This window comes from Brevundimonas sp. NPDC007368 (genome assembly GCF_042869015.1).
GTDB lineage: Bacteria > Pseudomonadota > Alphaproteobacteria > Caulobacterales > Caulobacteraceae > Brevundimonas.
The window spans coordinates 300,414-324,812 of record NZ_JBIAFA010000006.1 but is presented as its reverse complement, the minus strand read 5'-3'; the positions used below and the strand labels follow the sequence as shown (position 1 = coordinate 324,812).

General features: G+C 70.6%; 21 protein-coding genes. 7 read left to right on the top strand and 14 right to left on the bottom strand.

The window, feature by feature from the left end:
• Positions 1-115: 115 nt before the first annotated feature.
• Positions 116-1,579, bottom strand: coding sequence for a carotenoid oxygenase family protein (locus tag ACFYLW_RS15010; protein ID WP_312064673.1), 1,464 nt, complete (start codon positions 1,577-1,579; stop codon positions 116-118).
• Positions 1,580-1,603: 24 nt separating this feature from the next.
• The gene (locus ACFYLW_RS15005) at positions 1,604-2,020 is read right to left on the bottom strand and encodes a DUF2141 domain-containing protein (protein WP_312064671.1); all 417 of its coding nucleotides are present in this window, start codon (positions 2,018-2,020) and stop codon (positions 1,604-1,606) included.
• A gap of 219 nt (positions 2,021-2,239) precedes the next feature.
• On the opposite strand from ACFYLW_RS15005, the gene rpe reads away from it, so the two are divergent.
• Positions 2,240-2,923 (top strand): ribulose-phosphate 3-epimerase, encoded by a 684-nt coding sequence (gene rpe / locus ACFYLW_RS15000; RefSeq protein ID WP_312064669.1) that lies wholly within the window; start codon positions 2,240-2,242, stop codon positions 2,921-2,923.
• Positions 2,920-4,734, top strand: a complete 1,815-nt coding sequence (locus ACFYLW_RS14995) for a heparinase II/III family protein (RefSeq protein ID WP_313471869.1) — start codon at positions 2,920-2,922, stop codon at positions 4,732-4,734. The genes rpe and ACFYLW_RS14995 overlap by 4 nt, the downstream gene beginning before the upstream one ends.
• Here the strand turns inward: ACFYLW_RS14995 and ACFYLW_RS14990 are convergent.
• Positions 4,731-5,114 (bottom strand): GIY-YIG nuclease family protein, encoded by a 384-nt coding sequence (locus tag ACFYLW_RS14990; protein WP_312064960.1) that lies wholly within the window; start codon positions 5,112-5,114, stop codon positions 4,731-4,733. The genes ACFYLW_RS14995 and ACFYLW_RS14990 overlap by 4 nt on opposite strands.
• A gap of 153 nt (positions 5,115-5,267) precedes the next feature.
• On the opposite strand from ACFYLW_RS14990, the gene purH reads away from it, so the two are divergent.
• A complete protein-coding gene (purH, locus tag ACFYLW_RS14985) occupies positions 5,268-6,872 on the top strand; it encodes a bifunctional phosphoribosylaminoimidazolecarboxamide formyltransferase/IMP cyclohydrolase (RefSeq protein WP_312064961.1) in 1,605 nt (534 codons plus the stop codon).
• 112 nt (positions 6,873-6,984) lie between these two features.
• On the opposite strand, the gene ACFYLW_RS14980 is transcribed toward purH, so the two are convergent.
• A complete protein-coding gene (locus ACFYLW_RS14980; RefSeq protein WP_312064963.1) occupies positions 6,985-7,800 on the bottom strand; it encodes a siderophore-interacting protein in 816 nt (271 codons plus the stop codon).
• The gene (locus tag ACFYLW_RS14975) at positions 7,797-8,375 is read right to left on the bottom strand and encodes a PadR family transcriptional regulator (RefSeq protein ID WP_312064965.1); all 579 of its coding nucleotides are present in this window, start codon (positions 8,373-8,375) and stop codon (positions 7,797-7,799) included. The genes ACFYLW_RS14980 and ACFYLW_RS14975 overlap by 4 nt, the downstream gene beginning before the upstream one ends.
• A 179-nt stretch (positions 8,376-8,554) precedes the next feature.
• On the opposite strand from ACFYLW_RS14975, the gene ACFYLW_RS14970 reads away from it, so the two are divergent.
• The 3 genes from ACFYLW_RS14970 to ACFYLW_RS14960 are packed head-to-tail and all read left to right on the top strand — an operon-like array spanning position 8,555 to position 10,742.
• The gene (locus ACFYLW_RS14970) at positions 8,555-9,304 is read left to right on the top strand and encodes a dienelactone hydrolase family protein (RefSeq protein ID WP_312064967.1); all 750 of its coding nucleotides are present in this window, start codon (positions 8,555-8,557) and stop codon (positions 9,302-9,304) included.
• 57 nt (positions 9,305-9,361) lie between these two features.
• On the top strand, positions 9,362-9,850 hold the full coding sequence (locus ACFYLW_RS14965; RefSeq protein WP_312064969.1) for an Rrf2 family transcriptional regulator: 489 nt from the start codon (positions 9,362-9,364) through the stop codon (positions 9,848-9,850).
• Entirely contained in the window at positions 9,819-10,742 is a 924-nt protein-coding gene (locus tag ACFYLW_RS14960) for an NAD(P)/FAD-dependent oxidoreductase (RefSeq protein ID WP_312064971.1), read from the top strand. Before ACFYLW_RS14965 ends, ACFYLW_RS14960 begins: the two co-directional genes overlap by 32 nt.
• A gap of 4 nt (positions 10,743-10,746) precedes the next feature.
• On the opposite strand, the gene ACFYLW_RS14955 is transcribed toward ACFYLW_RS14960, so the two are convergent.
• From ACFYLW_RS14955 to trpS, 3 genes are all read right to left on the bottom strand, one after another.
• Complete coding sequence (locus ACFYLW_RS14955) at positions 10,747-11,211, bottom strand: OsmC family protein (protein ID WP_312064973.1); 465 nt, start codon at positions 11,209-11,211, stop codon at positions 10,747-10,749.
• An 11-nt stretch (positions 11,212-11,222) separates the two neighbouring features.
• The gene (locus ACFYLW_RS14950; RefSeq protein WP_312064975.1) at positions 11,223-11,930 is read right to left on the bottom strand and encodes a GNAT family N-acetyltransferase; all 708 of its coding nucleotides are present in this window, start codon (positions 11,928-11,930) and stop codon (positions 11,223-11,225) included.
• A gap of 71 nt (positions 11,931-12,001) precedes the next feature.
• Positions 12,002-13,039, bottom strand: a complete 1,038-nt coding sequence (gene trpS, locus ACFYLW_RS14945) for a tryptophan--tRNA ligase (RefSeq protein WP_312064976.1) — start codon at positions 13,037-13,039, stop codon at positions 12,002-12,004.
• 216 nt (positions 13,040-13,255) lie between these two features.
• On the opposite strand from trpS, the gene ACFYLW_RS14940 reads away from it, so the two are divergent.
• The gene (locus ACFYLW_RS14940; RefSeq protein ID WP_312064978.1) at positions 13,256-13,954 is read left to right on the top strand and encodes a hypothetical protein; all 699 of its coding nucleotides are present in this window, start codon (positions 13,256-13,258) and stop codon (positions 13,952-13,954) included.
• A gap of 856 nt (positions 13,955-14,810) precedes the next feature.
• On the opposite strand, the gene murJ is transcribed toward ACFYLW_RS14940, so the two are convergent.
• From murJ to ACFYLW_RS14910, 6 genes are all read right to left on the bottom strand, one after another.
• The gene (gene murJ / locus ACFYLW_RS14935; protein WP_312064980.1) at positions 14,811-16,502 is read right to left on the bottom strand and encodes a murein biosynthesis integral membrane protein MurJ; all 1,692 of its coding nucleotides are present in this window, start codon (positions 16,500-16,502) and stop codon (positions 14,811-14,813) included.
• A gap of 31 nt (positions 16,503-16,533) precedes the next feature.
• Complete coding sequence (glnD, locus tag ACFYLW_RS14930; protein WP_312064982.1) at positions 16,534-19,224, bottom strand: [protein-PII] uridylyltransferase; 2,691 nt, start codon at positions 19,222-19,224, stop codon at positions 16,534-16,536.
• A complete protein-coding gene (gene mutS, locus ACFYLW_RS14925) occupies positions 19,221-21,917 on the bottom strand; it encodes a DNA mismatch repair protein MutS (protein WP_390183203.1) in 2,697 nt (898 codons plus the stop codon). The genes glnD and mutS overlap by 4 nt, the downstream gene beginning before the upstream one ends.
• Positions 21,918-22,011: 94 nt before the next feature.
• The gene (locus ACFYLW_RS14920) at positions 22,012-22,911 is read right to left on the bottom strand and encodes an aldo/keto reductase (RefSeq protein ID WP_292084974.1); all 900 of its coding nucleotides are present in this window, start codon (positions 22,909-22,911) and stop codon (positions 22,012-22,014) included.
• A gap of 70 nt (positions 22,912-22,981) precedes the next feature.
• The gene (gene maiA / locus ACFYLW_RS14915; protein WP_312064984.1) at positions 22,982-23,614 is read right to left on the bottom strand and encodes a maleylacetoacetate isomerase; all 633 of its coding nucleotides are present in this window, start codon (positions 23,612-23,614) and stop codon (positions 22,982-22,984) included.
• Entirely contained in the window at positions 23,611-24,267 is a 657-nt protein-coding gene (locus ACFYLW_RS14910) for a fumarylacetoacetate hydrolase family protein (protein ID WP_312064985.1), read from the bottom strand. The genes maiA and ACFYLW_RS14910 overlap by 4 nt, the downstream gene beginning before the upstream one ends.
• Positions 24,268-24,399: the final 132 nt, after the last annotated feature.

Sequence of the window (24,399 nt, the reverse complement as noted above, 5' to 3'; positions counted from 1 at the left end):
TCGGCGCCCTGAACGAAGCGGCTCATACCCACCTCCTGCTGACCCGGAAGGCTATCCTAATTCGCTCGATCGGGAGGCGTTTTCACACAGCCTCGGTCGCAAGCGGACATCCACCTCACACCCAATTCCCGTGGAAGGCCGCCGGCAGGGCCACGTCGGCGCGCCAGGTGGCGACGGGGCCGTCCTCGACGTGCATCAGGTCCAGGACGTGCAGTTCGCTGACCCCCGCCTTCAGATTGATCGTCGGGCCGACCAGCCAGGCCTCGGCCTCGTGCACGCCGCCGGGCTTGGGCACATAGACCATCTCGTCGGTCACATGGCCGGGGCCGAAGTCGAACGACCGCGTGCGGCCTGAGCGCCAGTCGGTGACGGCCACCGCCGAGGCCAGGGGCCGGTCGGCGCGCTCGCCCGTGGTGTGCAGGCTGAAACGACGGGCCAGCCCGGCGCGACGCGGATCGCTGCGCGGGAACTCCCCCACCACCCCGGTCCGCTCCAGACGACCGCGCCCGTTCGGTTCCAGCACCACCATGGCCAGTTCGGCGGGGTCGTGACCCAGGGGCACGCCGTTCAGCACCTCATGGGCGCCGCGCGCGGCGAAATCCATGCCCTTGTGGGCGCACAGGTCGAGGCGAATGGTTCCGTCCGCCTCTTCCCAGGCGTCGCCCGCGTGGAAGAAGCCGAAGGGCGGCAGCTCATAGATCCGGCGCTGCGTCAGGTCGGCCTTGTCGATCACCAGAATCTGCGTCCCGGCCTGCGGCGTCCACTCGAAGGCGGCCGAAACGGGCATGACGTTGCGCGAATGGACCCAGGGCTGCAGTACGATGACCAGATGCCTGGCCGTGGCGCTGAAGTCGTGGATATAGCTGGCGCGCGGCAGGGCGATGAGCTCGGCCGCCTCCAGGGCGCCGCTCGCCGCCAGTCGCCAGACCATGGCCTGGCGTCCGCTCACCCCCAGGTTCCAGATACGCCCGTCCGGCTCGATGCGCGGATGGGCCAGGAAGGGCATGTTCTTCAGGTCCGGGCGCAGGGTCACGAAGTCCTCGGTCGCCAGGGTCTCGGGGTCCATGGCCAGGGGCGAGCCCGCCTCCCACAGGGCCCACAGCTTGCCGCCGACCTTGTGCACCGAGGTGTTGGCCGGGCTGGCGTCGTCGGCCGAGCCGATGCGGGCGCGCGGATCGGCCACCGTGCCGAAGCCCGGCATCAGCATGGCCCCGACCTCGGCCTCCTGACGCCGCTTGGGCGTGTCGGCGAAGCGGGCGGCCAAGCTGGCCTGCCCGTCCTGCACCCGCCAGCGGCGGATCAGGCCGTCGCCGTCGAACCAGTGCTGGGACGAGCCGCCCGGCCGACGGAACTTGGCCGGGCCGTTGCGATAAAGGCTGCCCGACAGGCCGGCGGGCGCCCGGCCATGGACCAGACGCAGGGCGCGCGGGGCCACGTCGCTCTCGACGTCGGCGGTGGCCAGCGACCAGTCGGCGGTCGCGCTCATCGCCTGCGCGGCATAGGCCCGGTCGGGGGTCAGGACGCGGGCCGCCGCGAGCGCGGCGGCGCCCATGAACAGGGTGCGACGGGTCGGGGTCATGGCGGTCTCTCCGAGCATCAAGACTTAGCGGATGCGGATGGTCTGGGCCGTGGCGCCCGACACCTCGAAGCGGGCGCGGTCCCACTTGGCCGGCCCCATGTTGCCGACCGCATTGTTGGAGAAGGCGAAGGGCTCGCTCGGCATGCCGAACGGATTGACGTCCATCTTGCCGTTGCCGTTGACGTCGTGGACGGCCTTCACGCCGTAGGTCCCGGCGGGCAGGTCGAACACGGCCTCGCGCTGGCCCGCCGCCACATCGACCTGGGCCACGCGCGCCGGCTGTCCGCCCTCATAGGCGGCCTCGCTGTCGTAGAGGGCGACCAGAACCGCGCCGGTCTCCGCGCCCGTCTCGAAGGTCAGGGTCAGACGGTTGTCGGCGGATTGGGCATAGGCCGGAGCGGCGAAGGCCAGAACGGCGGCGACGGCGAGGATGCGGATCATGGCGGGTCCTTTCGGGGACGGCTGAAGAAGTCGCCGTCTTCCTCCCTCGCCCCGCCGCACCCCGCCAGCAGCCTTGCGTCCTCAACCGCCGCGTCTTCGCCAACGACCACCGCCGACCGTTCGCGAAGCGCCAATGACCACCTGCTGACGCGCGCCAGGTCGGCCTGCGTCAGCGGCCCGGCTTGCCCCCCGCGCCTCATGGCCGTAAGTCGCAGAACCATGACCCAGACCGCCGCCGCAAGCGCCCCGCTGATCTGCCCCTCCATCCTCGCCAGCGACTTCGCCAGGCTGGGCGAAGAGGTCCGCGCGCTGGAAGCCGCCGGGGCCGACTGGATCCATGTCGACGTCATGGACGGCCACTTCGTGCCCAACCTGACCATCGGCCCGGACGTGGTGAAGGCGCTTCGCCCCCACACCCGCCTGCCCTTCGACGTTCACCTGATGGTGGCCCCGGTCGACAACTGGCTGGAGGCCTATCGCGCGGCCGGCGCCGACATCATGAGCGTCCACCCCGAAAGCGGTCCTCACGTCCACCGGACGCTCGGCCAGATCCGCCAGCTGGGCGCCAAGGCCGGTCTGGTCTTCAACCCGGCCACGCCGCTGAGCGTGCTGGAAGAGGCTGTCGACCTGGTCGACCTGGTGCTGATCATGTCCGTCAATCCCGGCTTCGGCGGTCAGAAATTCATCGAGTCCTCGCTGAAGAAGATCGAACGCGCCCGCGCCATCCTCGACCGCGCCGGCTCCAAGGCCCACCTGCAGGTGGACGGCGGCGTGGTCGCCGCCAACGCCGGAGCCTGCCTGTCCGCCGGGGCCGACGCCCTGGTCGCGGGCTCCTTCGTCTTCAAGGGCGGGCCGGACGCCTACGCCGCCAACATCCAGGCTCTGAAGGCCGCCGCCGCGTGAGCCCCCTCGGCCCCTTCGCCCCGCGCGAAACAGAAGGCGGCCTGACCGAGGGCCATATCCCCGGCCTCAAGGGCGCGCCGGTCCGCACCCCGGTGCGCGCCGCCGGCGGCCCCAAGGCCGATCCCGCCCTGTGGGCCGCCGTCGCCGGACAACTGGCCGCGCGCCAGCTGTGGATCGAACTCTATGGCCTGCCCGGCTACACCATGACGCTGAAAGGCGCCCGCGCCGACGGTTTCGCCGTCAGCCCGCGCGACTTCCGCCCCCTGCGCGAAGAGGCGCCGCGCCCCCTGCTGTCGGGTCGCTTCACCCTGGCCGGGCTCAGCCTCGACGCCGAGGGGCCCGCCGACCTGTGGAACCGCCCCACCCCCAGCCGCGCCTTCGCCGTCGAACTGCACGCCTTCGTCTGGATGCCCGAGATGATGGCCCACGGCGATCGCGGCGCGCGCGAGGCCCTGGCGCTGACCCTGGCCTGGGACGACCTGTTCAACCGCTGGTCGCCCTTCTCCTGGGATCCCGACATTCTGGCGCGGCGCACCTATCACTTGGCCTGCGCCGGGCGGCGTCTGGCCGGGGTGGCGACCGAGCCTGAGCGTCTGCGTCTGACCGACATTCTGGCGCGTCAGGCGCGTCAGTTGCTCCGTCCTCCCGGCGGCCTGATGGGCCGGGCCGAGCGCCTGACCGCCGCCGCCGTGGCCGGCTGCGCCCTGGCCGGCAAGGCCGGCGCCGGCATCCGTCGCACCGCCCTGAAGCGCCTGCCCGCCGCGCTGGAGGCCGCCGTCGCCGCCGACGGCCATCACGCCGCCCGCGCCCCGGAAATGGGGCTTGAGCTGCTGCTCGACCTGCTGACCCTGGACGACGCCCTGGCCCAGTTGTCCGAGCCGACGCCCGAACCGGTGGCCGCCGCCATCTCGCGCCTGACGACCAGCCTTCGCGTCTTGGCCCTGCCCGACGGCCGCCTGGCCGCCTTCCAGGGCGGCGGGCCTTCGACGCCCGAACGCGTCGCCGCCGCCCGCGCCCATGACGACACGCCCGCCCCGCCGTCCAGCGGCGCCGTCGGCGGTCTGGTGCGCATCTCCAGCCCCCTGCTGACCGTCATGGTCGATGTGGAGGCCCCGGCCCGCGGCGCCTGGTCGGCCGCCGCCTGCGGTCAACCGGCCGCGCTGGAAGTCGTCTGCGGTCGCGACCGCCTGTTCACCTCGGCCGGCTGGACCCCGCGCGCCCTGGACCGTCAGGCCCTGCGCCTGACGCCGGGCGCCTCGACGCTGACGCTGGGCGAACAGCCTCTGGGCGAGCCCCTGTCCGGCTGGAAGGCCGAACTGCTCGGCCCTCGCCTGATCGGCCCGGCCCTGCACGTCACCCGCGACCACCGCGAAGGCGACGGCGCCGTCTGGCTGGAGGTCGAGCACGACGGCTGGATGGCTCAGTACGGCCTGATGCATCAGCGCCGCCTCTATCTGGATCAGCGCCTCGACGAACTGCGCGCCGAGGAGCGGCTGCATCCGCCGGAAGGCCGCCCCGAAGTGACCCGCGCCATCGCCGCCCCCTACGCCCTGCGCTTCCAGCTGGAGCCGGGCGTTCAGGCTTCTCTGGCCCGCGACCGCCGCTCCATCCTGCTGCGCGGCCATTCGGGACGCGGCTGGTGGTTCCGCAGCGACGGCCCCGACGTCGCCATCGAACCCGCCGTCCACGTCGACGAGGGCCTGACGCGGCGCTCCTTGCAGATCGTCGTCCGCGGCTCCGCCCGCACCGACGCCGACACCAAGATCCGCTGGAAGCTGAGCCCGGCGGGCGCGGCGGGCGATCCGCACTAGATTTCGTCGAGGCCCTTCAGGAAGGCCTCGACATCTCCCACTCCGTCATCCTCGGGCTTGACCCGAGGATCGGGCGTCAGTCCGAACAGGCTGGGATAGAGGTCTTGCCACTGCGGGTTGGTCTTCTCGACCAGCTCCAGCTTCCACGTGCGGTTCCAACGCTTCAGGGCCTTCTCGCGCCGGATCGCCTCGGTGACGAAGCCGTGCGTCTCATACCAGACGAGGGTCTTGCAGCCGTAGCGCTGGGCGAAGCCTTCGACCCGGTCCTCACGATGCCGGCGGATGCGCTCGTAGAGGTTCGCCGTCATGCCGATGTAGAGGACGCCGAGCGGGCGGCTGGCCAGGATGTAGGTGGCGATGAAAGGGCGGCGCTCGATCATGGAACGTCGAGTGGCGGACAACTCGATCCTCGGGTCAAGCCCGAGGATGACGGAGAGGAGGAGACCTGCTGGTGTCCCAAGGGCTGACGCCGCGCCTCGATGGTGCTAGAGGCCGCGCCATCTCCCCGCCCCAGCTGTTAACGGACGCCGCCCATGCCCGCCGCTCCCGACTTTCCGCCCGCCCCGGACGCGATCAAACCTGTCCGCGCCCTGATTTCATTGTCGGACAAGGCGGGGCTGGAAGAGGCGGCGCGCACGCTCGCCGGTCTCGGCGTCGAGCTGGTCTCGACCGGCGGCACCAAGGCGGCGATCGCGGGCTTCGGCCTGCCGGTCAAGGACGTGGCCGATCTGACCGGCTTCCCCGAAATGATGGACGGCCGGGTCAAGACCCTGCACCCCGTGGTGCACGGCGGCCTGCTGGGCGTGCGCAACGCCCCGGCCCACGCCGCCGCCATGACCGAACACGACATCGGCGCCATCGATATCGTCTGGATCGACCTCTATCCGTTCGAGAAGACGGTGGAATCCGGCGGCGGCTTTGAAGCGGCCATCGAGAACATCGACATCGGCGGCCCGGCCATGATCCGCTCTGGCTCCAAGAACCACGGCCACGTCGCCGTCGCCGTCGATGCGGAAAGCATCGGCCTGATCGTCGAGGCCCTGAAGGCCGACGGCTCGACCTCGCTCAGCCTGCGCAAGCAGCTGGCCGCCCGCGCCTTCGCCCGCACCGCCGCCTACGACGCCGCCGTCTCGTCGTGGTTCGCCGGCCAGCTGAACGACGCCGCCCCGGCCCGCAAGTCGATCGCCGGCTCCCTGGCCCAGACCCTGCGTTACGGCGAGAACCCGCATCAGACCGGCGCCTTCTACCGCACCGGCGAGAAGCGTCCGGGCGTGGCCTATGCCGAACAGGTTCAGGGCAAGGAGTTGGGCTACAACAACATCGCCGACGCCGACGCCGCCTATGAGCTGGTGGCCGAGTTCGAGGCCCCGGCCTGCGTCATCGTCAAGCACGCCAACCCCTGCGGCGTGGCAGTGGGCCACACCCTGTCGGAAGCCTATGCCCGCGCGCTGGAATGCGATGCGGTCTCCGCTTTTGGGGGAGTCATCGCCGTCAACCGCCCGCTGAACGGCGACGACGCCCGCGCCATCACCGGCATCTTCACCGAGGTGGTCATCGCCCCCGGCGCCGACGACGAAGCCAAGGCCGTCTTCGCCGCCAAGAAGAACCTGCGCCTGCTGATCACCGACGGCCTGCCCGACCCGCACGGCGCCGGCGAGGTCTTCCGCTCGGTCGCCGGCGGCTTCCTGGTCCAGTCGCGCGACCGCTCGCTGATCAAGCCCTCGGACCTGGAGATCGTCACGCGCCGCCAGCCGACGCCGACCGAGATCCAGGACATGCTGTTCGCCTTCACCGTTGCCAAGCACGTCAAGTCCAACGCCATCGTCTACGCCAAGGACGGCCAGACGGCGGGCATCGGGGCCGGTCAGATGAACCGCCGCGACAGCGCCCGCATCGCCGCCATCCGCGCCAAGGAAGCCGGCGAGGCCAAGGGTCTGGCCCACTCCCTGGCCGAGGGTTCGGCCTGCGCTTCGGAAGCCTTCTTCCCCTTCGCCGACGGCCTGCTGGAAGCCGTCGCCGCCGGGGCCACGGCGGTGATCCAGCCGGGCGGCTCGATCCGCGACGAGGAGGTCATCGCCGCCGCCGACGAACGCGGCATCGCCATGGCCTTCACCGGCGTGCGCGTCTTCCGGCACTAGGTTGGAAGGGCGCCAACGCGGGCCGCGCGGCGGCTCGCTTCTTGAGCGCAAGAAGAAGGGCGCTGCCGGTCGTCGGCAGCGCCCTTTTCTTTGGCCAAGGCCCGGTCGGGCCTCAGTCCTCGATCACTTCATGCGACCCCGCACGGCCCAGACGCCAGTAACCGGCCACCTTCATCCACTTCGGATTGAACGGCCGAGCGGCCAGCAGCGCCGAACGCATCGACCGCGCCACCGTGGACTCGCAGGCGACCCAGACATAGGCGTCAGCCGGATCGATGCGCCGCGCCGCCGCGACCGCCGCCGCCGTCAGGGCCTCGGCCCGACCGCGCGGCCCGCCCTTGCGGTGCACCCAGACGATCTCGACGTCGGCGGCGCTGGGCAGATCCAGCTCGCCCGCCGCATCATTGACCTCGATGCAGGCGACGGCCCTGGCCCCGGCGGGCAGTTCCTCCAGCCGCCGGGCGATGGCCGGAATGGCCGCCTCGTCGCCGACCAGCAGGTGCTGCGAAAAACTGGTCGGAATCAGGAAGGAGCCACGCGGCCCGCCCAGACCCAGTTCATCCCCGACCCGGGCGTCCTCGGCCCAGGCCGTGGCCGGGCCGCCGTGACCGACCGCGAAGTCGATGGTCAACCGCCGGTTCGCGGCGTCAAAGGCGCGCGGGGTGTAGTCGCGCGCTGTCGGCCTGGGCTCGGCGAAAACCGGTCCGTCCGGCCCCACAGTCGGCAGGACCACAGCCTGCCCACGCGGCGTCGGAAAGATCTTCACATGGTCGTCGAAGCCCGGGCTGAAGAAGCCCTCCAGTTCCTCGCCAGTCAGGACGATGCGCTTCAGCCCCGGCGTCAGTTGCTCGACCGCCTCAACGCGGGCGCGGCGGAACTTCAGCTCGTGCCGCACCCGGCGCGGCAGGCGCAGAAGGGTCTCGGTCATGCCTGACGCACCTTCTCGGCCGCCGCCTCCAGCAGGTCGGCGATGGTCTCGACTTCGGCCTCGCTCAGCGGCGGCTCCTGGGTCAGGCGCAGATGCGTGGCGTTGCGCAGGGCCTCGATGGCCTGAGCGATGCGGGCGGGCCGATCAGGTCGCCCGCGCAGGGCCTTCATCTTCATCTCGATGTGGGCCAGGGCTTCGGCGTTTTCCGTCAGCAGGCGACGGCCTTCGTCGGTGATGGCATAGCGCTTCTTGCCGCCCTCGGCGGCGACGCTGACCGCCCCCATGTCTTCGAGCAGCGACAGGCTGGGGTAGATGACGCCGGGGCTGGGCGCATAGGTGCCGCCCATGCGGCTCTCGATGCCCTTGATCAGCTCATAGCCGTGGCTCGGCTTGTCGGCGATCATCGACAGCAGCACCCAGCGCAGGGCGCCGTGCTCGAACATGCGTCCGCCGCCGCGTCGCCCGTGGCGCTCGCCGCGCATCCGGCCTTCGCCCTCCGCCCTCGAGCCGCGCCCGCCTTCCGGCCGCATGTGACGGCCGTGGCCGCCCCGTCCAAAGCCGTGGCCGAAGTGCATTCCGTGGGCGCCATGACGGCCGCGCCCGAAGCCTTGGCCGGAATTTTCGATCCCCTTGGATCTTCTCATATCGTTCTCTCGTCTTTCACTTAGATATATCGAACTGACGCAGAGATATATCGATATATCGAAACCGCAAGACCCCTTTCTTCAAAATCGCGAACCTCTAAGCTGGGCTGATGGATACGCTCGACGCCCGCTGGGCCATGCTGGAACCGCACACGACCGTGGTCGGGCCCGACGACGACCGGCCGCGCCCGGCGGTGTTGCTGTTCCACGGCTGCGGCGGCCTGCGCGATCACCTGCCGCGCTACGCCGAGGCGGCGAAAGCGGCGGGCTGGCGCGCCTTCATCGTCGATTCCTACGGGCCGAGGGGCTGGAACCGGGCCTTCACCCTGACCACGGTCTGCACCGGCCTGGTGCTGCGCGGCTATGAACGGGCGGGCGATCTGCTGGCCGCCATCAAGGGGATTTCACAGCGCCCCGACGTCGATCCCGCCATGCTGTCCCTGGCCGGCTGGAGCCACGGCGGCTGGTCGATCATGGAGATGATGAGCGAGGACCCGCAACCGGGCCGCATGGGCGTGGCCGATCCCGGCGACTGCGACCTGTCGGGGGTCAAGGCCGTCTGGCTGGCCTACCCCTATGTCGGCTTCTGGGCCTTCAACCGGATGAAGCCGTGGCGGCACTGCCCGCGCGTCCTGGCCATGACGGCCAAACGCGACCACCTGACCACGGTCTCGAACGCCGAACGGGTCAACGCCATGATCCGCGACTGCGGCTCCGAGGTCGAAAGCTGGGTCGCCGACGGCACCCACGCCTTCGACGAGCCGACCAGCAACGGCCCGATGCGCCACCACCCCGAGCTGACGCTTGAGGCCCTGCGCCGCTTCACCGCCTTCCTCAAGGACGTGGCGCCCGACGCCTGAAAACAAATTCGGCTACCGATCTTGACGCCGGACGTATCACGTAACAATTGAAGTTACATGAAACGCGACTCCCGCCTGTCCAACATCCTCCACGCCCTGCTGCACATGGCCGAGCATGAGCAGCGTCATGGCCAACCCATGACCTCGGACATGCTGGCCGCCTGCCTGTCGACCAATCCCGTCGTCGTCCGCCGCACCATGGCGGGCCTGCGGGACCAGGGGCTGGTCGTCTCGGAAAAAGGACATGGCGGCGGCTGGCGGCTGGCCCGACCGCTGGACGGCGTCACCCTGGGTCAGGTCCACGCCGCGCTCGGCGAACCCGGCCTGCTGCCCGAAACCCCGCCGGTCGAGGCCGAGGGCTGCCTGATCGAGGCCACCGTCAACGAGGCCCTGTCCGACACCTACGCCGCCGCCCGCGCCCTGCTGGCCGCCCGGCTGGACTCCATCACCCTGGCCGATCTGGCGGCGGACTTCTCGCGCCGGCTGGCCGCCCACCCCAAGAGAGACCTTCTCCATGCGCACCAGCGAAAATCCGATGCCCCATGACGCCGTCGTCATCGGCGGCTCCTACGCCGGCCTGTCCGCCGCCCTGCAGCTGGTGCGGGCGCGCCGCCGGGTTCTGGTCATCGACGACGCTCGGCCGAGAAACCGCTTCGCCGCCCGCGCCCACGGCGTCCTGAGCAACGACGGCCGTCCGGGGACCGAGATCGCCGCCGCCGCCCGCGCCCAGGTCGCGGCCTATCCCACCGCCGCCTTCCGCATGGCCGAGGCGGTGGATGTCGAACGCATCGGCGGCGGCTTCGCGGTCGCCTTCGCGGACGGCACGCGCACCAGGGGCCGCCGCCTGATCCTGGCCCACGGGGTCGAGGACGTCCTGCCCGACCTTCCGGGCGTGAAGGAACGCTGGGGCCGCACCGCCCTGCACTGCCCCTGGTGCCACGGCTATGAGATCGGCGGCGGGCCGATCGGCGTCCTCGGGCGCGGCGACCATGCGGTCCAGTATGCGATGATCGTCGCCGAATGGGGCCAGGCGGTTCTGTTCATCGACCCGGCGCGGCTGGGTGAAGACGACGCCCGCCTGCTGGCCCGTCGCGGCGTCACCGTCGAGCCCACGCCCCTCGAACGGCTGGAGGGCGAGGCCCCCACCCTGACCGGCGCGCGGCTGACGGACGGCCGTTTCATCCCCCTGAAGGCCATCTTCGTCGGCGCCCATGTGCGTCAGGCCAACGGCTTCGCCGAGCGCCTGGGCTGCGAGATGACGGACAGCCCCATGGGCCGCATCGTCAAGGTCGACGCCCAGCAGCAGACCAGTCAGCCGGGCGTCTTCGCCGCCGGCGATCTGGCGCGGCCGGCGGGCAATATCACCCTGGCGACGACGGACGGCATGACCGCCGCCCACGCCGCCTTCCGCTCCCTGATCGAGGAGGAGACGGCCTGAGCTTTCAGCCGATGCGGGCCGTGACGGTGATCTCGGACCGCACCGAATGGGCCATGTCGCAATGCTCGTGCGCGGCGTGGTGCAGGGCGTCCAGTTCGGCCTGATCGGGCTGGCGGCCCGTGAAGCTGGTCACCGGATTGAGGGCGACGCGGGCCAGATAGGACTTGCCCGCCTCGTTCTTGTCCAGCTCGCCCGAGGCCTCGTCCAGATAGCGGTCGACGACCAGACCGGCGTTGGCGGCGAAGGCCAGGAACCACAGCATATGGCAGCTGGACAGGGAGGCGATCATGGCCTCCTCCGGGTCCACCCCCGCCGGGTCCGACATCGGGATCGGCACGCCCGCCGGCGACGAAGACCCCGGCACCACGGCCCCGCCGTCGAAGCGCCAGACATGGGCGCGGCTGTATCGCTTGTCGACGAAGGCCTGATCGCCCCGCGTCCATTCCACCGTCGCGCCGTGACCGCTCATGCTCGCCTCCGTCAGACCTCGCCCAGAGAAGTATAGGTCATGCGCGCCCGCGTCTGAAATCCCAGACCGCGATAGAAGGCGATGGTCGTTTCGTGATCGGCGAAGGCGTGCAGGAAGGCCGCTTCCCCCGTCGCCAGAATCTCGCCGACCACCACGCGGGACAGGGCGGCGGCATAGCCCATGCCGCGATGATCCGGGTGGGTGCAGACGCCGCTCAGCTCGGTGAAGCCGTCCACGCGCAGCCGCCGCCCGGCCATGGCGACCAGTTGGCCGTCTCGCTTGATCCCGACGAAGGGGCCCAGCTCACGCGTCCTGGAGCGAAAGGGGCCAGGTTTTGTCAGGGTCGCCAGGTCCAGCATGGCGGGGGCGTCCGCCTCGCTCAGTTCCTCAATGACGTCATCCAGCCGCGCGCTCGTCCCGACCGGGATCAGGGCCGTGGCCGTCATCTGCACCAGGGCGACCTGGGCGGCGACCGGCACGCCTTCGGGCAGGACCCCGGCCATCGGCCCGTCCTCGCGCTCAACCAGTCCCGCGCCAGGGTAGCGTCGCGCCAGGACGCCGAGCGCCTCGCGGCTAGCCGCGCTGTCGTCCGCCGCCGCCAGAAAGACGCCGACCTCGGGATCGAAGCGCGCGGCCAAGGCCCCGGAATCGGACGTCGTGAGCCGCGACAGGCGGGTCGTCAGGGCGTTGAAAACGGCGCGATCAAGAGGATGGGTCATGGCCGATGATCTAGGCGCGACGCCCCCGCGGCGAAAGCCGCCGCGAGGTCGTCACGTCCGAAAACAGCCGGTCAACCCTGCCAGAAGCCAACGATCTTCTTGACCTCGTCCACCACCGGCTGGGCGACCTCGCGGGCGCGCGCGGCGCCGACGGCCAGGGCGCGGTCGATCTCGGCCGGGTCGGCCATCAGGCGACGCATCTCGGCGGTGACCGGAGCCATCGACGTGACGGCCAGCTCGGCCAGTTTCGGCTTGAAGGCGCCGAAGCCCTGACCGCCGAACTCGGCCAGAACGGCCTCGCGCGTCGTGTTCGACAGGGCGGCGTAGATGGCCACCAGGTTCTTGGCCTCGGGCCGACCGTCCAGACCCTCGACGGTGTCGGGCAGGACATCCATGTCCGACTTGGCCTTCTTGATCTTGGCGGCGATGGTGTCGGCGTCGTCGGTCAGGTTGATGCGCGACAGGTCCGACGGGTCGGACTTGCTCATCTTGGCCGACCCGTCGCGCAGGCTCATGACCCGCGTGCCCGGTCCCTGGATCAGGGGTTCCGGCTGCGGGAAGAAACCCGGCACGCCGAAGTCGTTGTTGAACTTGGCGGCGATGTCGCGGGTCAGTTCCAGATGCTGTTTCTGGTCTTCGCCGACCGGCACCTCGGTCGCCTTGTAGAGCAGGATGTCCGCCGCCTGCAGCACCGGATAGGTGTAGAGGCCGACGCTGGAGCGTTCCTTGTGCTTGCCCGACTTCTCCTTGAACTGGGTCATCCGGTCCAGCCAGCCGAGGCGGGCGACGCAGTTGAAGATCCAGGCCAGTTCGGCATGGGCCGGCACCGCCGACTGCGGGAAGATGGTGGCCTTGGCCGGGTCCAGACCCGCCGCCAGATAGGCCGCCGCGATCTCGCGCGTCTGGGCCGTCAGCTTCTCGGGCTCCTGCCAGACGGTGATGGCGTGCATGTCGGCGACGAAGACGAACAGGGGCGCGCCCGTGTCCTGAAGTTCGGTGAAGCGCTTCAGGGCGCCCAGATAGTTGCCCAGGTGCAGGGCGCCGGAGGCCTGAATGCCGGACAGGATGCGGCGCGGACCGGTGTAGGGGGCCGGGGTCTGGTCAGTCATGGGAGGATTCTCGGAACTCGAAGAGGCTGGATTCGGCGCACGCGCAGGCGTGCGGGGTCGTGCGGTGAACAGTCAGCCGCGCCATCGCCGGGCGACGAAGATGTGTCCCGAATGAGCCATGCCTTCGCGCTTATCGCCTCAAGGCGCGAAGGGCAAGGCGAGAGCGGCCCGCCGCAGCCGTTGACCGGGCTGGACGAACTCACATAGCGTCGATCCATGAAGAATGCTCACGCCTACGCCGCGCTGATCCTCACGACGGCCGTCATCAGTGGCTGCGCGACGCGGCCGCCCGCGGCCCAGAAGCCCTATATAGTCCAGTTGTCCGTCAGCTACAGTGAGGCCGCTTGCGACTGGAGCTTGATGCAGGACTTGAACATCAGGCCAACGGGCAGCGGTCCCTTGGGCGGCGCCTGGTGGCCACATGTTGTGCCGGTAGCCCGAAAATCCTGGCGCACTCGAGAGGCTCCTCTGCTGGCCTTCGGCGCAACCGCAGGGTCGTTGATATTCAAAGCAGGCGAGACTGTCTGCCTCCCGCTCTACAAGCGCGCCGTAGTGAGGCAGGAAGGCGTCCTCCCGCCGGTTCTCGGCCTCTCATTGACACCCGATGGTGCGCACACTCGCGTACTCGGCCAGAGCTTCCACCCTGGCCTGGCGGGGGCGAGCATCATGATCCACCCATACAAGCCCCGAGGCGACTTCCCGCCCCAGAGGCTGGATCTCCAGTTCCACGACGGCCAAGCCGAGGGGCACCTCCCGCCCCTTCCGCTCGGTCAACCAGCGCTGATCACAGTCGTCGCCACGATGGCCGATGGCGAGACTCAAACGGACAGGGCTGTGGACGTGCTCGTGCAGGGAGGCCTTCAGGCGAACTCCATCGAGCGCGAGGGATCACGCCTCGTCGCCCGGCCATGGTGACCGTCCAGTTCATAAGGACCCGACCGACGCCTTGGTCCAGATAAGGTGGCGGGACTTGGGGCATGGTGGTTGACCGATCATCGCACAACCAAATATCATCGGTTGATGAGCCATACTCATACTTGCATCGGTCTAGTCTTCACGACGGCCTTATTGGCGAGTTGCGCGACGCGGCCGCCCGCGGCCGAGAAGCCCTACCTGGTGCAACTCTCCGCCAGCCCAAGCGATGGCGCTTGTGACTGGAGCATCCTGCAGGACGTCAACGAACCACCGATCGGCGGCTATCTGTCGCTCGGCTCCGTCGAATGGCCGCGCGTAGTTCCCGCCGCTGCGGCCGGGTGGCGGCGCATGGGCAACGCTCCGCTTCAGGCCTTTGGCGCCAGGACCGGATTTCAGTGGTCAGGCAGGGAGAGGTCCATCTGCCTGCCGCTCTACAAGCGCACATCGATTCGGCAGGACGGCGTCCCGCCCATCCTGACTCTGGAACTGAGGCCCGAGGGCGCCGAAACCCGCGCCCTCGCCCAGACTTCGAACCCAGCACTGGCGAAAGCAACGGTCTTGATCCAGCCGCGGGTTGGAAGCGACGTCGCGCCCCGCCGTCTCGACCTCAGTTTCCGTGGCGGACACGCCGAAGGGAGCTTCCGGACGCCTCCCAATGGACAGTGGCTGCACGCCACAGTCGTAGCGACTGAGACCGGCGGGGACGCTCAGACCGAGCGCGCCCTGGGGCTCATGTCCTCATCCGAGAACGGAGGAGTTCACATCGTCCGCGAGGGATCACGCCTCGTCGCTCGGCCCTCGTGGCCGGCGGCAGGGAGGCGGTCGTCGCAACCGCGCTGACCGCCCGGCCCCTCGACTAGCGGCCCTTGCGGATCAGGCCCTTGATCTCGGCGACCGTGACCGCGCGGGTCATGAAGGCCAGGACCACATAGGTCAGACCGCCCGCCGCCACGACGGCCAGCAGGGTCAGCTCCTTGGCGCCGTGATCCGAGCCGATCGCGCCCAGCAGGGCCTCGATCGGGCCCTGCAGCATAGGCCGCGCCCAGGAGGCGAGGCCGACGACGACGCCCAGGCCGATGCTGGCCAGAAGAATGCGCGCCAGCCGCGAGGCCGCCGCCGGGCTGGGCCGGTAATGACCGCGCCGCCACAGGGTCGCGCCGAGCAGGAGGGCGTTGGTCCAGGCCGCCGCGCTGACCGCCGCGGCAATGCCGGAAATCCCCATGCCCAGGTTGAACAGGCCGATGGCCAGGGCGGCGTTGACCGCCACCGAGACCAGGGCGAAGGCCATGGGCCGGCGCGTGTCGCCGCGCGCGAAGAAGGCGGGGGCCAGGATGCGGATCAGGACGAAGGCGGGCACGCCCCAGCCGAACTGGAACAGGGCCTGGGCCGTGTTGACGGCGTCGACCTGCAGGAAGGCGCCGCGCGTGAACAGGGCGTCGATCAGGAAATAGGGCATGGCCATCAGGGCCGCCGCCGCCGGCAGGGTCAGGGCCATGGACAGGGCCAGGGCCTCGTCCATCGAGGCCTGCTGCTGGCCATGATCCTGCGACGCCACCGCCGCCGACAGCCTGGGCAGCAGGGCAATGCCGATGGCCACGCCGACCAGGCCGAGCGGCAGCTGATACAGGCGGTCCGCCGTGGCCAGCCAGGTCCGCCCGCCGGCGACGAAGCTGGACAGGTTGCCCGAGATGAAGACGTTGATCTGGGTCGCCGAGTTGCCGATGGCGGCGGGGACGGCGGTGATGATGATGGCCTTCACCGCCGGGGTCAGCCTGGGCAGGGTCAGACGAATGTTGGCCCCGGCCTTCCGCGCCGCCCACCAGCACAGGCCCGCCTGGGCCACGCCCGCCACGGCCACACCCCAGGAGGCGGCGTAGGCGGCCTCGATCTGATCCCCCTTCACCGGCCAGACGGCGGCCAGCATGATCAGGTTGAGCAGGATGGGATAGGCGCCCGAGACGATGAAGCGCCCGCGCGCGTTCAGCACCCCGCTGAGCAGCGAGGCGATGGCCATGCAGGGCAGGTAGGGCATGGTGATCTGGGTCAGGATCACCGCCAGCTTGAACCGCGCTGGATCGTCGAGGAAGCCGATGTTGATGACCGTCATCAGCCACGGCATCGTCAGCTGGGCGACGATGGTCAGGACCACGGTGACGGCGGCCACGGCGGCCAGGGCGTCGGTGGCGACCTGATCGGCTGTGGCCTCGCCCTCGGTCTTCAGCGTCTTGGCGTAGGCCGGCACGAAGGCGGCGGCGAAGGCCCCCTCGGCGAAGATGCGGCGGAACAGGTTGGGGAAGTTCAGGGCGGTGTTGTAGGCGTCGGCCGCCGGTCCCGCCGAGGCCCCCAGGGCCGCCGATATGACCACGTCGCGCGCAAACCCGGCCAGACGGCTGAGCAGGGTCATGGCGCTGAAGATGGCCGAGGAGCGCATGACGCCGCCCCCCTTCACCGTCGTCGAGGCGGCGGGCGGTTGAACGACAGGCTCCACCGTGGCGTTGGCCGCCGAGATCGGCGCGGCCGGTTCGATGGGATCGGTCTTGTCGTTCACGGCTGGTCTCTATGCTCGCCCGACAAACGCCTTAGCGCGCCCGCGACCCGCTGGATACGGGCTTGCGTCCGATCTCGCCCTCCAGATCGGAGACGTCGCGCACGCTGGCCCGCACCGGCGTGATGCGCCGCCCCGCCGGACCTTGCGGCGCCCGGTCCAGAACCTCCAGCAGGCCGGCCTTCAAGCCCTCCAGCCGCCCCGCGTCGGTCGGCTTCGCCCCGTCCGCATCGGTGATGTAGAAGCCGTCCACCGCCCGCTCGCCGAAGCTGGCGATATGGGCCGACCGGGTCGAGTAGCCATGGGCCGAGATGGTTCGCGCCAGGTCGGCCAGCAGGCCGGGCCTGTCGGCGCCCGAGACCTCGACCACCACGGCGCTGGTCCCGGCCTCCATGTCGATGCGCACCACCGGGCGGACCTCGAACACGGCGCGACGGGCGCTGACCCGAGGCGTCTCGACCGCCGAGGCCCGCGCCCCCTTCTGCGCCGCCCGCTCCAGCGCCTTGACCAGAATGGCCAGACGACGCGGCTCGCGCCGGCCATAGGCCTCGCCCGCCCCGTCCTGGATTTCGAAGACGTCCAGGGCCGCGCCGTCCTCAGCGGTGGCCAGACGCGCCCCGACCACGTCGGCCCCGGCCAGGGCCAGGGTCGCGGCCAGGTCGGCGAACAGGCCGGGCCGGTCCAGCGCCGCCACCGCCACCCGCGCGGTGGATTCCAGCGGCCCTTCGGCGGGCAGGGCCTCGACCGCAGCGCCCTCTCGCCGCGCCCGCTCGACCAGGGCCGGGTGGTCGACCAACGGATCTTCGCGCGTCACCGCGTCGCCGCGGAACAGGGCCTCGGTCGCCTCGAACAGGGCGCGCATCAACTGCCCCTTCCAGCCGTTCCACACCCCCGGCCCCACGGCGCGGATGTCGGCCACGGTCAGGACCATCAGCATCCGCAGACGCTCGGGATCGCCCACGGCCTCGGCGAAGGCCCGCACGGTCGAGGGGTCGGAGACGTCGCGCTTTTGCGCATAGTCGCTCATCAGCAGATGATGGCGCACCAGCCAGACCACCAGCTCGATCCGGCGCGGGTCGACGCCCAACCGCTCGCAGGCCCGACGCGCGGCGATGGCGCCATCCTCCAGCTGTCCCCGGTCGCCGCCCTTGCCCACGTCGTGCAGCAGCATGGCCAGCATCAGGGCTTCGATGTCGGCGATGCGGTGGATGATGGCGGTCGAGGCCGGGTGATCGGCCTCCAGCTTGCCGCGCGCGATGTCGTTGATGATCCCGACCGCCTGAAGCGTGTGCTCGTCCACCGTATAGGCGTGGTACATGTTGAACTGGGTCTGGCCGACGATCCGCCCCCATTCGGGCAGGAACCGCCCCAGCAGCCCCGTCTCGTTCATGATCGACAGGACGCGGTAAGGCCTCTGTCCATGCGCCAGCACCGTCAGGAAGGCCTCGGCCGCGCGCGGGTCGCGCCGCAGCGCCGGGGTCACCAGAGACAGGGCGCGGATCACGGCGGCGAAGGCGTCGGGGTGCAGGTCCAGATCCAGCCGATCGGCCTCGACGAAGAGCAACAGCAGCCGCACCGGATCATGGGCGAAGACCTTGGGGCCGGACACCGTCAGACGCCCGCCCTCGATCGCCAGACCGTCGAAGGCCAGCCTGGCCCGGCGTCGGGGGATCAGCCGCGACAGACCGCGCGCCAGGCCTTGCGCCTTCTTCTGCTGGCGCGCCTCCAGCTGGGCCGAGACGGCGCGGGTCAGGGCCCCGACCTCGCGCGCCACCTGGAAATAGCGGCGCATGAAGCGCTCGACCGCCAGTTCGTCGCCGCGCCCGCGCCAACCCATGCGCCGGGCGATCTCAGGCTGGAAATCGAAGGTCAGCTTCTCCTCGGCCCGCCCCGCCGCCAGATGCAGATGGATGCGCACGCTCCACAAAAAACCGATGGCCTCACGGAAGCTGCGCAGCTCGCGCGCGCTGAGCAGGCCCTCCAGCGCCGCCTGCCCGCGTTCGCTGTCCGGCGCCAGCGAACGGGCGATCCAGAACAGGGTGTTCAGGTCGCGCAAGCCGCCCTTGCCGTCCTTGATATTGGGTTCGACGCGATAGCGCACCGCGCCGGTCTTCTGCAGACGAACGTCGCGCTCCTCCATCTTGGCGGCGATGAAGGGGCGGGGATCGGCCTTGGCGACCTCGGCGCGAAACCGCCGCAAAAGGTCGGCGCCGAGAGCGGCGTCCCCCGCCAGCACCCTGGCTTCCAGCAGGGTGGTGCGCACCGTCATGTCGCTGCGGGCCAGGTCCAGGGTCTCGCCGACCGAGCGCGAGGCCGAACCGACCTTCAGCCCCAGATCCCACAGGACATAGTGGACAAACTCGATCACCGCCTCGGCGCGAGCGCTGGCTATCTGGCCGGGCCGCAGGAACAGCAGGTCGAGATCGGAAAAGGGCGCCAGGACGCCCCGCCCATAGCCGCCGACCGCCAGCAGGCTGAGGCGATCCTGCGGCGCCGGGTGCAGGACCTCGGTCGCGATCCGCCACAGGCTGGTCAGCATGACATCGGCGGCGGCGGCGTAGAGGCGCGCCGCCTCGGCCCCGTCGATCCCGCCTTCCAGCCGTCGGGCGACGCGGGCGCGGTCGATGGCGAAACTCTCGCGCAACAAGGCGGTCACAGCGACGCGGGCGTCGGGGCCCGAGGCGGCCTGAACCAGACGCGGATCCAGGACCGCCGCAGAGGTCACGAGCGCGCCAGCCCCTTCAGCCGATAGAGCGCCTCCAGCGCCTCGCGCGGGGTCAGCTCATCCGGGTCGATGGCCGCGACCGCCTCGTCCAGCGCGGAACTGATCGGCGCCGGCGCAGGCTCGGCCACGGCGGCGAACAGGGGCAGGTCGTCCAGACGCGCCGCCGCCGCCTTCTCGCTCTCCAGCCGTTCCAGCACCTCGCGGGCGCGGCCGACCACGGCCGTCGGCACCCCCGCCAGCTTGGCCACCTGCACGCCGTAGGAGCGGTCCGCCGCGCCGGGCGCCGCCTCGTGCAGGAAGACCAGGTCGCCGTTCCATTCGCGCGCCTTCATCGACAGGTTGCAGACGTGGTCCAGCCTTTCCTCCAGCCGCGCCAGCTCATGATAGTGGGTGGCGAACAGGGTGCGGGCGCGATTGGTCTCGTGCAGGGCCTCGGCGGTGGCCCAGGCGATGGCCAGGCCGTCATAGGTAGCGGTGCCGCGCCCGATCTCGTCCAGCACGACAAAGCTGTGCGGCGTGGCCTGGGTCAGGATGGCGGCGGTCTCGACCATCTCCATCATGAAGGTGGAGCGGCCGCGCGCCAGGTCGTCGCCGGCGCCGACGCGGCTGAACAGCCGGTCCACCACCCCCACCCGCATGGCGCGCGCAGGCACGAAGGCGCCGGCCTGGGCCAGCACCACCAGAAGCGCGTTCTGGCGCAGGAAGGTCGACTTACCGGCCATGTTCGGGCCGGTGACGATGGACAGGCGCGAGGCCCCGGCGCCGTCGCCGGCCAGGCGGCAGTTGTTGGGCGTATAGGGGTCGCCCTGGGCCGTCACCGCCGCCTCGACCACCGGGTGGCGCCCGGCCTCGACGTCGAAGCACAGGCTGTCGTCGACCACCGGGCGGACGGCGCCGACCTCCTCGGCCCATTCCGCCAGGGCCGCATGGGCGTCCAGCTCGGCCAGGGCCTCGGCCACGCCCTGCAACGGCCCGGCGAGCCGCGCAACCTCGCGCCGCCAGGCCTCGAAGGTCTCGCCCTCCATGGCCAGGGCGCGATGCCCGGCCTGGCTGATCTTGGCGTCCAGCTCCGACAGTTCGACCGTGGTGAAGCGCACCTGATTGGCCAGGGTCTGGCGGTGGATGAAGGGGCTGTCGGGCCCGGCTCGCAGCAGGTTCTCCGCCGCCTTGGCCGAGGCTTCGAGGAAGTAGCCCAGCACGGCGTTGTGGCGCACCTTGAAGGCCACGCCGCTCTCGGCCACGGCGCGGGCCTCAAGGTCCGCGACCACGCGGCGGCTGTCGTCGCGCAGGGTGCGGGCGGCGTCCAGCTCGGGCCGGTGGCCGGGATTCACAAAGCCGCCGTCGCGCGCCAGATGCGGCGGCTCCTCCATCAGGCCGTCGACCAGATCGGCCAGCAGGTGCGACAACTCTCCGTCCAGCGTCAGCCGGTCGAGGCAGGCCAGAACCCGCGCGGGCGGCCCCGCCAGAGGATCATGGGTCGAGGCGGCGAATAGCCCGGCCAAGCCTTGCGCCGTCGTCAGGCCCGAGCGGATGGCCGCCAGATCGCGCGGTCCGCCGCGGCCGAGGGCCAGACGCGAGGTGGCCCGCGCCACGTCGGCCGAGGACCGCAGGCCGTCGCGCAGATCGCGCCGCAGATCGCGGCGCTCCAGCAGCCATTCGACCGCGTCCAGACCGGCGTTGATCGCCGCCGGATCGCGCAGGGGCCGCGAAATGCGCTCGGCCAGGGCCCGCGCCCCGCCCGAGGTGACGCTGCGGTCGATGCAGTGCAGCAGGGAGCCGTCGCGTTCGCCGCGTTGAGTGCGGTCGATCTCGAGGCTGAGGCGCGTCGCCGGGTCGATGGCCAGAAAACCGCTCTCGCCCGAGCGGCGCGGCGGGGTCAGGGCCGGGATCTTGCTGGCCTGGGTCGTCTCCAGATAGGCGGCGATCAGGCCCAGCGCCGAAACCTCGGCCTCCTCGAAGGCCCCGAAACCGTCGAGCGCCGAGACGCCATAGAGCCGCTGCACCCGGTCGCGCGCGCCGACGGGCTCGGCCAGGGCCTGGGGCATGGCCTGAACCACGCCGCCGGAGCCGTCCAGCGCCCCCTTCAAGCCCTCGTCAGAAAACAGGCGGTCGGGCACCAGCACTTCGGACGGCCGGAAGGCCGCCAGCGCCGCGCCCAGATCGCCGAGGTCGCAGGCCACCGAGTCCACCGCCCCGGCGGACAGCTCGACGACGGCCACCGCCGCCCGCCCCTTGCGGATCGCCACGGCGGCCAGACGGTTGGCGCCGCGCGCGTCCAGCAGGCTGTCCTCGGTCAGGGTGCCCGGCGTCACCACCCGCACCACGCCGCGATGCACCACCGCCTTGGAGCCCCGCTTCTTGGCCTCGGCCGGGTTCTCCAGCTGCTCGCAGATGGCCACCTTGAAACCCATGCGGATCAGCCGCGCCAGATAGCCGTCCATGGCGTGAACCGGCACCCCGGCCATGGGGATGTCCTCGCCCTGATGCTTGCCGCGCTTGGTCAGGGTGATGCCGAGCGCCGCCGCCGCCTTGACCGCATCGTCAAAGAACAGCTCGTAGAAGTCGCCCATGCGGAAGAAGAGGATGGCGTCCGGCTGATCGGCCTTGGCCGCCAGGAATTGCGCCATGACCGGGGTGGTTCCGGCGTCGGGCTTCAGATCGACTTGCGGGGGATGGGACAGGGGCGCGTTCATACGCCGCGCAGGGTGACGGATCGGGGCGCCCGCCTCAAGCGGGATCGGCGGCGGTCATGCACAGAGCGGGGCGCCAGGCCCTCGCGCCTGTGGATCAGGCGGCGTTGCTGACGTGCAGGCGCAGGCGCGAGGCCACGGCGGCGGGGGCCTCGTCCAGGGCCAGGGCGTCCCAGTCGATGTCGGGCTTGGCCGCGTGCGAGGCGGCGACGATGGCGCGCAGTTCGGCGGCCGAGGCCACGCTGGCGATCACCGAGGCCACGCCGGGCAGGTTCAGGGCATAGGCCAGGGCCGCCTGCATCGGATCGACCCGGGCCTCGGCCAGGCGCCGACGCGTGCGCGACAGGGCCATGCCGTGGGCCGCCAGTTCAGGCGGCAGGCTCTCGCGATTGGCGAACAGCAGGCCCTGGGCGAAGACCGAGGCCAGATGCACCTCGACGCCCTGCGCGGCCAGGGTCTCGATGACCCCGCCGCGCGCGGCGCGTTGATCCAGAATATTGCAGGCGACCTGCACCACGTCAGGCTGGAAGCGGCGGGCGATCAGGGCCGGGCCGTCCTCGACGGTGGCGACGAAGCCGATCTTGCGGAAGACGCCGCGTTCTTTCAACGCTTGCAGGCGAGCCCACAGGGCGCGGCCCTCGGCCCCGGCCAGATCAGAGGCGTTCTGCACCAGAACGGCGTCGCCGCGCGGCAGGCCCATGCGCTCCAGCGAGCGGCGGGCGCGGGCCTCGACCCGGTCCAGACCGTCGGCCAGGGGCACGGTGCGCACGGTGACGCGGAAGGGGGAAGGGAAGGGCCAGGCCTGACCCAGCAGGCGCTCGACGTCGCCTTCGGGCCGGGTCGCCACCAGACCGACGCCCGCGTCGCCCGCCGTTTGCAGCAGATGGCGCATGGCGTCCTCCCGCTGGCCGGGCGGCAGCGGGCGGGACCGTTCGGGCTCTGTCACCACCGCGATGGCGAGCCGGTCGGCCGGAGAGGGCGGAAGGGCGAATCTCACGACGCTGATCTTCAGCGCCAAAGCTTAAAGGAGATTGACCGAAATCAAGGCTGTTGGTGAACGAACAGGCTTAATCCGCGTCCGGTTGATTGTCCGGGTGCGCCGCAACGAAGGCCGGATGGGCTTCGGCCCGCATCTCGATCTCCAGCAGATGCGGAAACGGCGTCAGATCCACGTTGAACCGGCGCGCCGAATAGATCTGCGGAATCAGATAGCAGTCGGCCAGGCTCGGGGCGCCGCCGAAGCACCAGCCCTCGCCGTGACGCACCACGAGCGCCTCCAGCGCCGCGAAACCGTCGAGAATCCAGCGCCCGGCCCAGGCGTCCACCCCCGTCTGATCGGCGCCCAGCTCGCGCACCGCCTTCAGCACCCGCAGATTGTTCAGCGGATGGATATCGCAGCCGATCAGGGCCGCCATGGCCCGCACCAGGGCGCGGTCGGCGGCGTTCGACGGCAGCAGGGCCGGGGTCGGATGGGCTTCCTCCAGCCACTCCAGAATGGCCGGGCTCTGGGTCAGGACCTGGCCGTCGCCGGTCTCCAGCGCCGGAACCAGACCCTGCGGGTTCAAGGCGAGGTAGGCGTCGGACTTCTGCGCCCCCGTCCGCAGATCGACCGGCGCCGTCTCATAGGCCAGCCCCTTCAGACCAAGGGCGATACGGGTGCGATAGCTGGTGCCCGAGCGCCAGTAGCCGTGCAGGATCATGGTTTCACCGTGAAGCGAAGCGGGGCCAGACCGTCGATACGCGCCTCGACCCGGTCGCCGGGAGCCAGAGGTCCGACGCCCTCGGGCGTGCCGGTGAAGATCAGGTCCCCCGGTTGCAACGACCACAGCTCCGAGGCCTTGGCCAGGATGCCCGCCGGATCCCAGATCATGTCCGACAGACGGCCCGTCTGGCGCGTCTCGCCGTTGACCTTCAGTTCAATCACCGCGTCGGCCTCGGGCAGGGCGCCCAGCGTCAGGGCGCCGCAGGGCGCCGACTGGTCGAAGGCCTTGCCCGCCTCCCAGGGTCGTCCCTTGGCCTTGGCTTCGGCCTGCAGGTCGCGCCGCGTCAGATCGACGCCGACGGCCCAGCCCGCGATCGTCCCGCCTTCGCCCACGGCGACGACCAGCTCGACCTCATGGTGCAGGTTGGCGGTGGCCGAGGGATAGGCCGGATCGGCGCCGTCGACGACCAGGGCGTCAGCGGGCTTGGCGAAGAAGAAGGGCGCGGGCTTGTTCGGGTCCGCCCCCATTTCGCGGGCATGGGCGGCGTAGTTCTGACCGACGCACAGGATGCGCCGGACGGGAAAACGTCGCGGTTCGCCGACAATCGGAAGCGAGGGCGTGGGCGCGGGCGGGAACAGCCATTGGGTCATGGCGTTGGTTCTAGAACGACACCATGAACGGCGCCAGAAGGCGGTGTGACCGAGGGCCGGGGCCTGCGGCTTTGCAGGAACCTTGGTCGTCGGTGTGGCGTTCGGGGCGGGGGTTCTCTATTTAATCGTCAA

What these genes read in the sequence shown, in the direction of transcription:
- ACFYLW_RS15010 (WP_312064673.1), bottom strand. Translation starts at nt 1,579, where the DNA reads ATGACCCCGACCCGTCGCACCCTGTTCATGGGCGCCGCCGCGCTCGCG.
- ACFYLW_RS15005 (WP_312064671.1), bottom strand. Translation starts at nt 2,020, where the DNA reads ATGATCCGCATCCTCGCCGTCGCCGCCGTTCTGGCCTTCGCCGCTCCG.
- rpe (WP_312064669.1), top strand. Translation starts at nt 2,240, where the DNA reads ATGACCCAGACCGCCGCCGCAAGCGCCCCGCTGATCTGCCCCTCCATC.
- ACFYLW_RS14990 (WP_312064960.1), bottom strand. Translation starts at nt 5,114, where the DNA reads ATGATCGAGCGCCGCCCTTTCATCGCCACCTACATCCTGGCCAGCCGC.
- purH (WP_312064961.1), top strand. Translation starts at nt 5,268, where the DNA reads ATGCCCGCCGCTCCCGACTTTCCGCCCGCCCCGGACGCGATCAAACCT.
- ACFYLW_RS14980 (WP_312064963.1), bottom strand. Translation starts at nt 7,800, where the DNA reads ATGACCGAGACCCTTCTGCGCCTGCCGCGCCGGGTGCGGCACGAGCTG.
- ACFYLW_RS14975 (WP_312064965.1), bottom strand. Translation starts at nt 8,375, where the DNA reads ATGCACTTCGGCCACGGCTTTGGACGGGGCGGCCACGGCCGTCACATG.
- ACFYLW_RS14970 (WP_312064967.1), top strand. Translation starts at nt 8,555, where the DNA reads ATGGATACGCTCGACGCCCGCTGGGCCATGCTGGAACCGCACACGACC.
- ACFYLW_RS14965 (WP_312064969.1), top strand. Translation starts at nt 9,362, where the DNA reads ATGAAACGCGACTCCCGCCTGTCCAACATCCTCCACGCCCTGCTGCAC.
- ACFYLW_RS14960 (WP_312064971.1), top strand. Translation starts at nt 9,819, where the DNA reads ATGCGCACCAGCGAAAATCCGATGCCCCATGACGCCGTCGTCATCGGC.
- ACFYLW_RS14955 (WP_312064973.1), bottom strand. Translation starts at nt 11,211, where the DNA reads ATGAGCGGTCACGGCGCGACGGTGGAATGGACGCGGGGCGATCAGGCC.
- ACFYLW_RS14950 (WP_312064975.1), bottom strand. Translation starts at nt 11,930, where the DNA reads ATGACCCATCCTCTTGATCGCGCCGTTTTCAACGCCCTGACGACCCGC.
- trpS (WP_312064976.1), bottom strand. Translation starts at nt 13,039, where the DNA reads ATGACTGACCAGACCCCGGCCCCCTACACCGGTCCGCGCCGCATCCTG.
- ACFYLW_RS14940 (WP_312064978.1), top strand. Translation starts at nt 13,256, where the DNA reads ATGAAGAATGCTCACGCCTACGCCGCGCTGATCCTCACGACGGCCGTC.
- mutS (WP_390183203.1), bottom strand. Translation starts at nt 21,917, where the DNA reads ATGAACGCGCCCCTGTCCCATCCCCCGCAAGTCGATCTGAAGCCCGAC.
- maiA (WP_312064984.1), bottom strand. Translation starts at nt 23,614, where the DNA reads ATGATCCTGCACGGCTACTGGCGCTCGGGCACCAGCTATCGCACCCGT.
- ACFYLW_RS14910 (WP_312064985.1), bottom strand. Translation starts at nt 24,267, where the DNA reads ATGACCCAATGGCTGTTCCCGCCCGCGCCCACGCCCTCGCTTCCGATT.